Origin of the sequence: Mesorhizobium kowhaii (genome assembly GCF_042431665.1) — a bacterium.
Taxonomy (GTDB): domain Bacteria; phylum Pseudomonadota; class Alphaproteobacteria; order Rhizobiales; family Rhizobiaceae; genus Mesorhizobium; species Mesorhizobium kowhaii.
The window spans coordinates 1-12,756 of sequence record NZ_JBHLYT010000001.1; the positions used below are offsets into that span (position 1 = coordinate 1).

Below are 12,756 nucleotides of genomic sequence, written 5' to 3' on the forward strand. Positions count from 1 at the left end.
GACCGGCGGCTATATTCTGAAACGCGTGGATAGCTTGCTGATCGATGCGGCGAATGGAGTGGGCGACCACATCGCTGCGCTGATGCGTGGCGAGGCACCATCCGCACGGGTGATACAGTTTCGTCCCAGGGGCAGGAGCGCAAGCTCAAAGGCGGATGCGGGAGTGCCAACGATTGAATGCCGCCAGATTTGACGCCGTATTACGTCATATTATGAGTCGATCATAGGAAGTAGCTGGTGGGCCTACGGCGGCCCGGAAGATCGGTCTCCTCGGCGGCATTCTCACCTATGCAGTGGAGCTCGGGATCATCGAGCAGAACCCTGTGCATACCGTTCGCAAACCGAAGGACAGGTCAATGCCCGCCGTCTCAGAAAACAGGAGTATCGCACGCTCGGCGATATTCTGCGGCAGTCGGTCGAGGACGGACAATATGAGACCACCGCAGAAATGATCCGGGTGATCACCCTAACGGCCTCGCCAGCTCGACATCGACATTTGCTTTGTGATGGGATGGGTCAATGAACCAAGGACGCCGGAAGAGGCCGCCGAGTTGGGCTTGCCCTATCGGACCGGCGATCTAGCCGAGGTAGTCGACATTACTCGGAAATCCCGTCAGCGTTGGACGGTCGAGATCGACCAAGATTCTTGCGACGCCCGCATCGTCGATCCGGAGCGCGGCGAAGCCGTCGACGACGACGCTTGTCCATGTCGGTCGGTTACGATTTCACAGACCCTTTCGCAGGTCACCCTTCATTGTGACGACGGCAGCCCGCAGGCTGGGATTGCGCGCGCCGCTGTAGCCGAGACGAGTCAGTCGTCATGAGTGTCCAACAGAACGCCCAATTGCCGCACCCCCGCGCATTCAACGATCAATTCCTCTAAGTCGAAATCGGAGAGATGCGTTACGGCTCGCTTTCGAATGACCCTGATCGCGTCTGAAATAGACACTGGAGTGGTCTTGCTGTGATCGTCGAGATATTGCCCGATCAAGATCACGGCGTCGACGTCAACGTTCTTAGGAAGATCCCTCATATTTCGAGAGTATGACAACGGCGCCGAAAAGCAATGAACGCTTTGCAGGCGCCGGGTCGTTCGGATCGCGAGAGGCTGGGCGCTGTTCAAAGGTCGGGGTACCAAAAGTGACGAAATTGGCACAGCGGATGGGATTCAGTCCATGACCTCGGTTCGTTCCGCGATGCCGGCATGACGTTGCGTAAAGACTTGGCTAGAACGCTATTGCGGCGGGCCTGATTTCCCGCTTGGCCGGCGCCTAACCAGGCAACCTTCCCGATCTGGCGCCGGCCAACTTACCTGCGTACTGGACCACTTCTAAGCGAGAGTATCGGGACCTTGGGGCGATTCTGCGGATTCCGCCGAAGAATGACGCTTTGGGCACCTCGCTCGCCGCCACCTTGATTGCTCAGCGATGCGGCGGCAGATGCACAACCCAGACCGGCGCTTACGTCGCTGATCCTTGAGGACGAGGTGCCATCACGTTGGCAGGCTGAACCAGTTAGTATGGCAGCAGAGCAAAAAACCGCCTCACTATCTCGGCTTTGAAAACCGATAGCGAAGATGGACAACTCCGTGCTCGAGGGTTGTGGTTCCTATCAGACTGAGTTCGCATTTGCCGGCAAGCCCGCCGGGATATGAGACCATCCCCTGCACTCCCTGGTCGGCATCCAATGCTGGTGCCAGGGCCAGCGGGTTCAGTTTTCCGTTCATTGCTGCTATTTCTGAGATGACAAGAACCGACCAGCAGCGTGGGATGACGAGGCCCGATGAGTGTTCAACTTCCTTGCGACGCATCGGTCTGAATGCTCGTCATCCCGCCCAGATCATCCTGCGTTGCTAGGCACCGGAGTGTTGAGCAACTGCTGCTCCCACAGAAACGCGATGCCGCTGCCAGCGGCGTGGTGCTTGAGCACGTCCGTCAACTCTGCAGCGTGCTCGGTCCGGGCCCAGTCGCGCTGCCATTCGGACGCCAGCGCCAGCCAGGTCATCATGTTCGCGCCAGCCGCGATCATGCGCTGGATGGCGACCTCGTGCGCTTCGACCGACGTGCCGCCCGAGGCATCTGTGATGACCGTCACATCCCAGCCTTCGCCGAGAGCCTGGATCGTCGGCATCGCGACGCATATCTCTGTCCACAGGCCAGCGATGATCAGCTGCTTGCGGCCCGTTGCCTTGACCGCGTCGACGACCTTCTGATCCTCCCAAGTGTTGATGAACGTCCGGTCGATCACCTCCTGGCCGGGGAACACGTCCGTGATGTGGGGGAAGATAAGACCGCCCCGGTCAGCGATCACGCTGGTAAGGATGGTGGGGACGCCGAAGGCTTTGGCGACCTTCGCCAGAGCCGTCGAATTGTTGACCACCATCTGCGGATCGTGGCTGTTCAGGTTCGCGAGCTGATAAGGCTGATGGTCGATCAGAACGAGTACAGAGTCTTCGGGACGAAGAAGCGAATCAAGGCCGTTCCGAGGGATCATTTAAGACTTCCTTTCTCTGCCGCTATGGACGGCGATGGGTTCACGGGAGACATGCGCCAGCTGGGCGACGTTGCCTGGCCGCAATTTGCTGTTCCCTTTGGTGATGCGGTAGTGCCATAGTCAGGCAAACTGTGTCGCGAAATGAGGAACGCCGAATTGGACATCGAAGATCTGCAGACATTCGTCGCAGTGGCCGATGCAAGGGGCGTATCGGCCGCCGCGCGCCGGCTCGGCGTCTCCAAGTCAATCGTCAGTCGGCGGCTTTCCCGGATCGAAGCAGAACTCGGCGTTCAGCTTCTTGCACGAACGACCCGCGGTGCCGCGCTTACGGAAGCGGGGATCACGTTCAGGGATCATGCGGCCCGAGCCAGCGCCGAGATCGACACGGCCAGGGAAACGATCCTCCCAGCCGGTGATCTGCGCGGCCGCCTGAGAGTTGCCATGCCGCTTTCTTTCGGCCCAACCCACTTCGCCCCGGTACTTGCGGAAATGGCGCATCAGCACCCGCAGCTCCAGATCGATACCTCCTACAGCGATCGCTTCGTCGATCTCATCGCGGAGGGTTTCGACTGCGCGATCCGGGTCGGGTACCTTCAGGACTCCAACCTGATCGCGAAGCGCATCGGACCGATCGATGGAAAGCTCGTCGCAAGTCCAGATTATATCAAAACGCGCGGTTCACCTCAGACGCCGGCTGAACTCGTCACCCATCAGGCACTCATGCAGGGGACGGAAGCCTGGCAGTTCATGGATGGCGACAAGATCTTCACGGTTCAGCCGCAGGGCAGGTTCAAGGCCGACAACGCCACGGCGCTTGCCGCAGCAGCAGTGGCAGGGCTCGGCATCGCTTGGCTCCCCGATTGCATCACGCATGATTATGTGACCTCCGGAGCGCTCGTTCCGATTATGACACGCTATCCACCACCTTCGGCAGGCGCGTATGTCATCCGCCCACCTGGTCAGCATCCCGCGCGTAAAGTACGGGTTCTCACCGAGATGCTGATCAAGAGCTTCGAACTGAACCCACACCTTTGGGGGCTCGGCCGCTGAACACGAGCGCGAGGCCTAATCAAAGGGCAGGAATTCGAAGGTCGCTCTACTAATTAGGCCTTCGCCGCATCGAGCCGGACGATGGCCTGGACATTGCCGGCGGACGGCCCCTCTTCATCGAATTCCGATGCCGGCCAGGTATCGAGGATCGACATTCCCGAGTGCTCGGCCTACCCAGCCGAGTCGGCTGGGTAGGTGGAACCGCTGGATCCCACTTTGTCAAAAGGCAGCTCTGCGGTCGCCGCGACGCTATGCTGATCCGCGCGCAACCAATCGTCCTGGTAGGGTTATTGTCGCATTGGGCTCACGGCCCATGATCATGGCAACGGTCGCTTTTACCATCGCCTCGATGGGTTGTTCGTATGTCGTAAGATCATAGGCGGGCGCGGAGGCAAACAGCGTGTTGTCGAAACCCGCCACGGCAATGTCTGACGGCACCTTCAACCCGAATTCACTGCGGATGACGTCCATGGCGCCGAATGCCAAGACATCATTTTCACACAAAAGAACATCGATGCGGTCAGCGGGCGACACTTCGCCCAAATAACGCCGGGCAGCCGCCGCACCAGAGGTGGCGCTGTAGGAGTGCGCCACCAATTCCGGAACCTCGTCGATGCCGTGAAGTTGCCAGAATGCCTTGAACGCCCGTTGGCGGCCAAGCGCGGTCGACAGCGTCTTTGCTCCGGCCATGAAGCCAGGCCGCCTGTATCCTTTCCCATGCAGATGCCTGCATAGCTCGTTGATGGCCAACGTCGTGTCGCAGTTAATCGCGGGCACACCCGGGATCTGGCTGTCGCGCGCGAGAACGAACATTGGCGCCGCTCCGTCAAGCCTGACATCCTGCAGCATTTCGGTTCTGAACGCGGTGCCGCACATGACCACAGCATCGAGCTGGCGCTGATCGGCGTTTAGGAGCGCATGCACGTGATCGAAGTGCTCGTTGATGTTGATCAGAACGGCAACCAGACCCTCCGATTGAAGTTCCAAGGTGAGCCGCTCGAGGAATGACAGCTTGTAGGGATTTTCGAAGTCGTCGACGAGAACGGCCACCTGATGCGTAAGGTTGGTCGCCAGGCTTCGGGCAAGCAGATTGGGCCGGTAGTTCAGCTTTTCAGCGACGGCCATCACCTTGGCGCGGCTGTTCTCGGTAATCGACGCGCCCGGCGTGAAGGCGCGGATGACCGTCCATTTGGAGACGCCCGCCTGCTCCGCGACGTCTCTTGCAGTCGCCCTCTTGGCCATCGCTCTTCCCGTCCGCGCCGTCATATGGAACGCCTATTTCATTTCATCGCAAAATGAAATGAACATTGACATCCTTTTGCCGATGGTTATGAATATACACGTTTGCTACCGGTAGCAAAGAGATGATTGGTAGCCAGACGGGAGCATCGGCGCGTGTGAAGGCGCCGAAATACGGAGGAGAGGCGCCGCAAAGCCGCGCCCAATTTGGAGGAATCGAAATGAAATCGATGTTGAGGAAGCTTGCCTTCGGTGCGGCCGTGCTCGGCGGTCTGATGACCGGTGCCCAGATGGCTTCGGCGAAGGACATCAAGATCATCGTCGTCAGCCATGGCCAGGCCAACGACCCCTTCTGGTCCGTGGTCAAGAACGGCGTGACGGCCGGCGCCAAGGATGTCGGCGTCAAGGTCGACTATCGTGCCCCCGAGACATTCGACATGGTGGCGATGGGCCAGTTGATCGATGCGGCAGTCAATCAGAAGCCGAACGGCCTGATCGTCTCGATACCGGACGCTTCCGCGCTCGGGCCATCGATCAAGAAGGCAGTCGCCGCCGGCATCCCGGTCATCTCGATAAACTCCGGGTCCGATGTTTCGAAGGGCCTGGGCGCGCTCCTGCATGTCGGCCAGGACGAGTACAGTGCCGGTAAGGCGGCGGGAATGAAGTTGAAGGAGATGGGCGGCAAGGCCGCCATCTGCGTGAACCAGGAAGTCGGCAACGTCGCGCTCGACCAGCGCTGCAAGGGCTTCGGCGATGGCTTTGAAGGCAATGTGAAGGTGCTGCCGGTCTCCAACGATCCCGCCGATGTCCGCGCCAAGGTGAAGGCGGCGCTGAGTGCGAACGGCGACATCGACACCATCATGGCGCTCGGCGCCAGCACCGCCGGCGAACCCTCGCTTGCCGCCGTCAAGGATGTCGGCAAGCTCGGCAAGATCAATGTCGCCACTTTCGACCTTTCGGCGGATTTCCTGAAGGCGGTCGCGGCCGGCGACGCTGCGTTTGCCATCGACCAGCAGCAGTTCCTGCAGGGATATCTGCCGGTCGTCTTCCTGGCGAACTATGCGAAATACGGCCTGATCCCGGGCGGCGACGTGCCTTCCGGCCCGAACCTGATCACCAAGGACAAGGCGGCGCAGGTCGTCGAACTGTCGGCCAAGGGCATCCGCTGATCGCGGGCTGCCGATCCTCTGTGATTGTCGAAACCCCTCCCCGGTTTTCGGGGAGGGGTATTTGGCCGGCCAGGCGCCGGATCAGGCAATCTCCCGGTTTTCGGACACGAGCGCTTCGGCAACTTGGCACGCTTTGGGAGGGAGAAATCATGGTTCAGAACGAACAGACACCAGCGACTGCCACGAAATCCGACGAACGGATCCGGCAAGTCGGCTTTCTCACGCATATGATGCGCCGGCCCGAGCTCGGCGCCGTCGCCGGGCTTGTCCTGGTGGTGGTGTTCTTCTTCTTCACCGCCGACCCCTCGATGTTTTCGCTGTCCGGCCTGATGACCATCCTGGCGCCGGCGTCGCAACTGGGCATTCTCGCCATCGCCGCATCGCTGCTGATGATCGGCGGCGAGTTTGATCTCTCGATCGGCTCGATGGTGGCTTTCACCGGCCTGATCTTCGGCGCGCTGTTGACCAATTTCGGCCAGCCGCTCTGGATCTCCATCGCCTTCACGCTGCTGCTTGCAGCGGTCATGGGTGCGGTCAACGGACAAATCGTCATCAGGACGCGGCTGCCGTCATTCATCGTCACCCTTGCCTTCCTGTTCATCCTGCGCGGCCTGACCCTGGTCGGCCTCAAATGGGCGACAGGCGGCTCGACGCAGTTGCGCGGGATAGAGGATGTCGTCGGCGATGGATTGCTAAAACAGGTATTTTCGGGCGTCGCCTTCCAACCCCTGTTCACCTGGCTGGCCGAGCACGACCTGATCGAGAAATTCGACAATGGCGTGCCCAAGGTCACGGGTGTGCCTGTCTCCGTCCTGTGGTTCGTCGGAGTGACCGGGGTCGCGACTTGGGTGCTGCTTCGCACACGCGTCGGCAACTGGATCTTCGCCGCCGGCGGCGATCCAGTCGCGGCGAGAAACTCAGGCGTGCCTGTCCACCGTGTGAAGACCGGGCTTTTCGCGCTGACGGCTTGCGCTGCAGCACTCGTCGCCATCATCACGGTGCTTGATGCCGGCTCGACGGATGCGCGCCGCGGCTTCCAGAAGGAGTTCGAGGCGATCATCGCCGCCGTCATTGGTGGCAGCCTGCTGACCGGCGGCTATGGCTCGGCCATAGGCGCCTTCTTCGGCGCCATCATTTTCGGCCTCGTCTCCATCGGCCTGACATACACCCAGTTCGATTCCGACTGGTTCCAGGTCTTTCTGGGCTCGATGCTGCTTCTGGCCGTCCTCTTCAACAACTTCATCCGCCGCAAGGTGACAGGGGAGCGCTGATCATGGCTGATAGCAAAGCGGCGACCTCGCCGCCTCTCATCGAGGTCAACAATATCGTTAAGCACTATGGGTCGGTCATCGCGCTTTCGGGCGTTTCGATGAAGGTATCGCAAGGCGAAGTGTTGTGTCTGCTCGGCGACAATGGCGCCGGGAAGTCGACACTCATCAAGACGCTTTCCGGCGTGGTTCGTCCGACCAGCGGCGACTTCCTCGTTGAGGGCAAACGGGTCACCTTCAACAGCCCGCGCGACGCGCTCGATGCCGGCATCGCCACAGTCTATCAGGACCTGGCGATGATCCCGCTGATGTCGATCACCCGCAATTTTTTCATGGGTCGCGAGCCGCGCAAGGGCATTGCGCCATTCCGCTACATCGACTTCAAGCACTGCAACGCTGTGACGCATGAGGAGATGCACAAGATTGGCATCGACATCCGCGATCCCAATCAGGCAGTCGGCACACTCTCCGGCGGCGAGCGGCAATGCGTGGCGATCGCGCGCGCCGTCTACTTCGGCGCCAAGGTGCTGATCCTCGATGAACCGACGTCGGCGCTTGGTGTTGCCCAGACCTCGATGGTGCTGAAATACATCCACCAGGTGCAGCAGAAGGGGCTTGGGGTGATCTTCATCACCCACAACGTCCGCCATGCCTATGCCGTCGGCAGTCGCTTCACCGTGCTCAATCGCGGCAAGACGCTAGGCACCTGCGCGAAAGGCGAGATCAGCATCGACGAACTGCAAAATATGATGGCGGGCGGCAAGGAACTGCAGACCCTGTCCGACGAACTCGGCGGAACGATCTAACCTCGAAACAGGATATTGATGATGACAACGGCCCCAGCAACCTCGGGACCCTTTACCTTGGCGGTTTGCGCGGAAATGGTGTTCCGCTCGCTTCCCGTGCTCGACCGCCTTAAGCGGATCACCGAACTCGGCTTCGTCGCCGAAATCTGGGACTGGACGAAGCACGACATCGCCGCGTTGGCCAAGTCCGGCGCCTCGTTTTCCTCGATGACCGGCTATGTCACGGGGACGCTTGCCGATGACGCGGGCGCGGACGAGCTGATCAGGACCGCGAAACTCTCGATCCCAGTCGCCAAGCAACTGAACTGCCCGCGACTCAACCTGCACGGCACCGGGCTCGACGGCCAGGGCCTTCCGGTCGTCAAGTCCGAAGTCGTGACTGGCGCGATGTGGCTCAAGGCCCACGACACGCTCGAGCGCATCGCCGACCTTGGCGAGCAGGAAGGCGTGACCTTCGTCCTCGAAAACCTCAATGGGGCCGTCGACCACCCGAAAACGCCTTTCGCCAAGGCCGCCGACACGATCGCGCTGGTGTCGTCCGTCAACCGGCGGTCGCTCAAACTCAATCTAGACCTCTACCACGCACAGATCGGCGAAGGGAATCTGATCGAGCTGTGCCGCCAGGCACTTCCCCATATCGGCGAGATCCAGGTGGCAGATGTCCCGGGGCGCACCGAGCCCGGCACCGGCGAAATCAACTATCCAGCCATTGCCCGCGCCCTCGACGCAATGGGCTATCGCGGCGTCATCGGCATGGAGGCATGGCCGTCGGGCGACGACGAATTGGCACTCAGCCGCTTCCGCCAGGCTTTCACCGTCTAAGCCAGCCACTTTTTCAACATTCGAATTTCGGAGTATCAAATGCCTACCCAACGCCCTGTGAACGTCGCTTTGATCGGGGCTGGCCGCATCGGTTCCTTTCACGCCGAATCCGTCGCGCGCCGGCTTGTCGACGCAAACCTGGTCGCGATCGCCGACCCGGCTGAGGGCGCGGCGCAAGGGCTCGCCCGAAAGCTGGACGTATCCAACGCCGTGACCGATGTCTCGGCGGTGCTCTCCGACCCGGCGGTCGAAGCCGTCATCATCGCATCGCCGGCGCGCTTCCATGCCAGCCTTGCCGTTCAGGCGGCCGAGGCCGGCAAGGCCGTGTTCTGCGAAAAGCCCATGGCGCTGACCCTCGAAGAGGCCGATCGCGTGATCGCCGCCGCGTCCAGCGCCGGGGTGCCGCTGCAAGTCGGCTTCAACCGCCGCTGGGACCAGGCTTTCGCCGAAGGGCGCGCCGCGATCGATGCGGGCAAGGTGGGAACGCCGCAGTTGATCCGGTCGCTGACCCGCGACCCAGGCCCCTATGGCGGCAGTCCGGAAAAGACGCCGCGCTGGACGATCTTCTACGAGACGCTGATCCACGACTTCGACACGCTTGTCTGGCTCAATCCTGAAGCCCGGCCCGTGGAGGTGACGGCATTAGCCGATGCGCTCGTGCGCCCCGACTTCAAGGACAGGGGTTTCCACGACACCGCTGTCGTCACCATCCGTTTCGACAATGGTTCGATTGCTGTCGCGGAAGCTAATTTCTCCGCCATGTACGGCTACGACATCCGCGGCGAAGTCTTCGGTTCGGGCGGCATGATCACCATGGGCGACGTGCGCCGTTCGAGCATGACCCTCTTCGACAGCAAAGGCGTCTCCAGCGATACCTGGCGGCGCGACACCGACCATTTCGTGCATGGCTATACCGCGCAGTTGGCTTCGTTCGTCAACGCGGTTCGCAGCGGCGTGGTGACCGGGCCGACTGGCCAGGATGCGCGCACCGCGCTTGCGATCGCCCTTGCATGCATCAAGTCGGTGGAAGAGAGGCGCACCGTCTCGATGAGCGAAATCTGATGGGTGGCGCGAAGGTGCGGACATGTCCGTTTCGGAGGATGACACCAATCGGGCGGCGAGTTTTGCAGACCTGAAAAGATGGGTCGCTGGTCGCGAGATCGTTTTCCCGCCGCAAGTCAAGAAGTTGGCGGCGGCCGCCTTCGCGCATCCTGAGCTCCTGGCCTTTGAGAGTGCTAACAAGATCGCTGCGCAAACAGGCGTCTCGAAGACGACAGTCGCTCGATTCGCCAGGCTTCTCGGCAGTCGAAACCTGAAAGAGGCGAGGCGCATCTTTCGCGACGAGCTGCGGCGGCGCAATAGATAGGCGTCTGGCGAGAGAGCTGGTTAGGTCTTGCGCAAAATTGATCTCTTAAACGGTCGTGCACGGTACACAGCGAATCTATCGCGTCCAACGTCCCTCTGGCGGCCTCGGCGAGTCTGGCCGGGACTTTACTGAGTGCCGCCCGGGCCGGCCCCGGGCGGCATTTACGTCAAGCTGATGTCAGATGTCAGGCCGCCTCGCGGAAGCCAATGATGGCCTTGATCTCAAGGAATTCACCGATGGCCATCGGGCCCCACTCCCGGCCATTGCCCGACTGCTTGTATCCACCGAAGGGCGCAGCCAGGTCCAGACCGACGTTGTTGAGGTAGACCTGACCGGCACGCAGGCGCCGCGCCGTCGCCTCGGCCGCGCCACGCTCACCCTGCACATAGGCAGCAAGCCCGTAGGTCGTGTCGTTGGCGATCCTCACGGCTTCCTCTTCGTCGGTATAGGCGATGATGACCAGTACCGGACCGAAGATTTCCTCGCGCGCGATGGTCATGTCGTTACGCACGTCGGCGAACACCGTGGGTCGGACGTAGAAGCCGGTCTCAAGCCCTTCCGGGCGGCCAAGCCCGCCGGTTACCAACGTGGCCCCTTCATCGAGTCCGGCCTGGATCAGGCGCTGGATCTTGTTCCACTGCGCCTCGGAGGCCACCGGCCCCATCTTCGCATTGGATGAAGGATGCCCGACCGACCAGGCTTCGGCGGCCGTGCGGGCGTAGCCGATCGCTTCGGCGACCTGATCGACGTGAACCAGCATCCGCGACGGCGCGCTGCAGGACTGTCCGCAGTTGAGCATCATCTGCGCCACACCGCCTTCGACGGCAGATGCTAGATCGGCGCTGCGCAGGATGATGTTTGGCGATTTGCCGCCCAGCTCCTGATGCACCCTCTTGACGGTCAGTGCGCCGCTGCGCGCCACCTCGATCCCAGCGGCAGTAGAGCCGGTGAAGGAGACGAGGTCTACGTCAGGATGGCTTGTCAGCGCACTGCCGACGACACGGCCATCGCCATGAACGAGGTTGAACACCCCCTTGGGTACTCCGGCCTCGTGCAGGATCTCGGCGAAGATCGTGCCCGAGAAGGGCGCAATTTCGGACGGCTTCAACACCATGGTGCATCCCGCAGCCAGCGCGGGGGCCACTTTGGCCGCGATCAGCATCAACGGCCAATTCCACGGCGTGATCAGGGCGCATACGCCGACCGCCTCGCGCACGACTTCGCTCGAGCCCAGCGGCTCATCGAAACGGTAGTCGGCCAAAGCTGCGCGTGCGATCTGGAAATGGGCGACGCCGACGGTCACCTGCAACTGCTCGGACAGCCACTGCGGCGCGCCCATTTCGTCGCTCACCGCGGTAGCGAGGTCGCCCGCCCGCTTTTCATACGCAGCAATGATCCGATCGAAAAGCGCGACACGTTCCGCGACGGAGGTCCGTGAATATGTCTCGAACGCCTTGCGCGCGGCAGAAACGGCTTCGTCAACGTCGCTTGTATCGCCAAGAGCGACTCGGCCGACGACGGACTCGTCCGCGGGGTTAATGACGTCGAGCACGGCGTTGCTCGTGGGCTGTACCCAAGCCCCGTCGATATAGAATTGAAGATTGTTGCGCATGAGATCCTCATAAAATTTGAATGGTCGTTGGAAGCGGGTCCGCCGTAATTGGAGCGCGCGGCGTCGTGATCGACGGCGCAGGCTGATCCGGAGCGGTGTCAGTCCTTGTCGGATTAGGGGTCGAATTGGCGCATAGGGCACTCCATCGTCACTGATGAAGGCAAGGTATATTATGTAAACCTAGCGTCAATTAGGCACTTTAAGTAGCGCTGGTAGGGCAAAGTATACCGGACACGCTAAACGGTCGCCGGCGGTATTATTCGCGTCTGGATCATCGCCCGGAATACGGCGTCACTTTGCCAGCGCCGTTCCGCCAGCGTTGTCGGTCGGCGTTGCGTTCATGCGAATGACTGGAGCAGCGACCTGTCCGCGCCTGTCGTTCCGCTACCCGTGGCGTCGAACGTCTGTCGCGCCGCTGTTACGTCCGGCAGTTTCACAAGCGTCCAATTGTGCAGTTCCCGAAGCGGCTCCTGCAACGTGCGACCCAGCGGCGTGACCTGATACTGCACCGCGACCGGCGAAAGCGACATCACCTCTCGGGCTATCAGGCCGTTGCGCTCCAACCGGCGGAGGCACTGGGTGAGCGCCTTCTGGCTCACGCCTTGCAGCCGCCGACGGATCGCGTTGAAGCGCTGCGGACCGTCATCAAGCACGGCCAGCACCATCATCGACCATTTATCAGCGATCTGATCGAACAGGGCCCGGCTGGGGCAGTCCGACGAGAAGCAAAGCGGTTCGAGGTCAAGCATGCCAGTTTCCTTCGATATACGTAGGCGACTTAGGGTGCCTAATTGATGCTAGGTCTACATGATATACCTGTAAGGCTCATCAAACACAACGGAGTTCCTGTTCATGCCTCGTCCCGATACCAGCAGCTTGTTTCGTCCCCTCGCCATCCCGTCGCTTGAACTAAAAAACCGCATCGTAATGG

At 61.1% G+C, this 12,756-nt stretch carries 11 protein-coding genes and 1 pseudogene; 7 read left to right on the plus strand and 5 right to left on the minus strand.

Annotated elements, in window-relative coordinates:
* Positions 1 to 193, plus strand: a 193-nt coding sequence (locus ACFFNA_RS00005; protein WP_378914607.1) for a hypothetical protein, incomplete at its 5' end; no start/stop codon positions are given.
* A gap of 1,646 nt (positions 194 to 1,839) precedes the next feature.
* On the opposite strand, the gene ACFFNA_RS00010 is transcribed toward ACFFNA_RS00005, so the two are convergent.
* The gene (locus ACFFNA_RS00010) at positions 1,840 to 2,493 is read right to left on the minus strand and encodes a hydrolase (protein WP_378914609.1); all 654 of its coding nucleotides are present in this window, start codon (positions 2,491 to 2,493) and stop codon (positions 1,840 to 1,842) included.
* A gap of 156 nt (positions 2,494 to 2,649) precedes the next feature.
* On the opposite strand from ACFFNA_RS00010, the gene ACFFNA_RS00015 reads away from it, so the two are divergent.
* A complete protein-coding gene (locus ACFFNA_RS00015) occupies positions 2,650 to 3,543 on the plus strand; it encodes a LysR family transcriptional regulator (RefSeq protein ID WP_378914611.1) in 894 nt (297 codons plus the stop codon).
* A 53-nt stretch (positions 3,544 to 3,596) separates the two neighbouring features.
* On the opposite strand, the pseudogene ACFFNA_RS00020 reads toward ACFFNA_RS00015, so the two are convergent.
* Both ACFFNA_RS00020 and ACFFNA_RS00025 read right to left on the minus strand, forming a co-directional pair.
* Positions 3,597 to 3,695: pseudogene (locus ACFFNA_RS00020) on the minus strand (RpiB/LacA/LacB family sugar-phosphate isomerase); the annotation flags it as partial.
* 97 nt (positions 3,696 to 3,792) lie between these two features.
* Entirely contained in the window at positions 3,793 to 4,785 is a 993-nt protein-coding gene (locus ACFFNA_RS00025) for a LacI family DNA-binding transcriptional regulator (RefSeq protein WP_378914613.1), read from the minus strand.
* A 218-nt stretch (positions 4,786 to 5,003) separates the two neighbouring features.
* On the opposite strand from ACFFNA_RS00025, the gene ACFFNA_RS00030 reads away from it, so the two are divergent.
* The 5 genes from ACFFNA_RS00030 (at position 5,004) to ACFFNA_RS00050 (ending at position 9,909) form a co-directional block, all read left to right on the plus strand.
* A complete protein-coding gene (locus ACFFNA_RS00030) occupies positions 5,004 to 5,951 on the plus strand; it encodes a sugar ABC transporter substrate-binding protein (RefSeq protein ID WP_378914615.1) in 948 nt (315 codons plus the stop codon).
* A 149-nt stretch (positions 5,952 to 6,100) separates the two neighbouring features.
* Positions 6,101 to 7,222: an ABC transporter permease gene (locus tag ACFFNA_RS00035; protein ID WP_378914616.1), complete on the plus strand. Its 1,122-nt coding sequence runs from the start codon at positions 6,101 to 6,103 to the stop codon at positions 7,220 to 7,222.
* 2 nt (positions 7,223 to 7,224) lie between these two features.
* On the plus strand, positions 7,225 to 8,025 hold the full coding sequence (locus ACFFNA_RS00040) for an ATP-binding cassette domain-containing protein (RefSeq protein WP_378914618.1): 801 nt from the start codon (positions 7,225 to 7,227) through the stop codon (positions 8,023 to 8,025).
* 21 nt (positions 8,026 to 8,046) lie between these two features.
* The gene (locus tag ACFFNA_RS00045; protein WP_378914619.1) at positions 8,047 to 8,847 is read left to right on the plus strand and encodes a TIM barrel protein; all 801 of its coding nucleotides are present in this window, start codon (positions 8,047 to 8,049) and stop codon (positions 8,845 to 8,847) included.
* 39 nt (positions 8,848 to 8,886) lie between these two features.
* Positions 8,887 to 9,909, plus strand: a complete 1,023-nt coding sequence (locus tag ACFFNA_RS00050) for a Gfo/Idh/MocA family oxidoreductase (protein ID WP_378914621.1) — start codon at positions 8,887 to 8,889, stop codon at positions 9,907 to 9,909.
* 488 nt (positions 9,910 to 10,397) lie between these two features.
* On the opposite strand, the gene ACFFNA_RS00055 is transcribed toward ACFFNA_RS00050, so the two are convergent.
* The gene (locus ACFFNA_RS00055; RefSeq protein WP_378914623.1) at positions 10,398 to 11,825 is read right to left on the minus strand and encodes an aldehyde dehydrogenase family protein; all 1,428 of its coding nucleotides are present in this window, start codon (positions 11,823 to 11,825) and stop codon (positions 10,398 to 10,400) included.
* 338 nt (positions 11,826 to 12,163) lie between these two features.
* A complete protein-coding gene (locus ACFFNA_RS00060) occupies positions 12,164 to 12,574 on the minus strand; it encodes a winged helix-turn-helix transcriptional regulator (protein WP_378914625.1) in 411 nt (136 codons plus the stop codon).
* Positions 12,575 to 12,756: the final 182 nt, after the last annotated feature.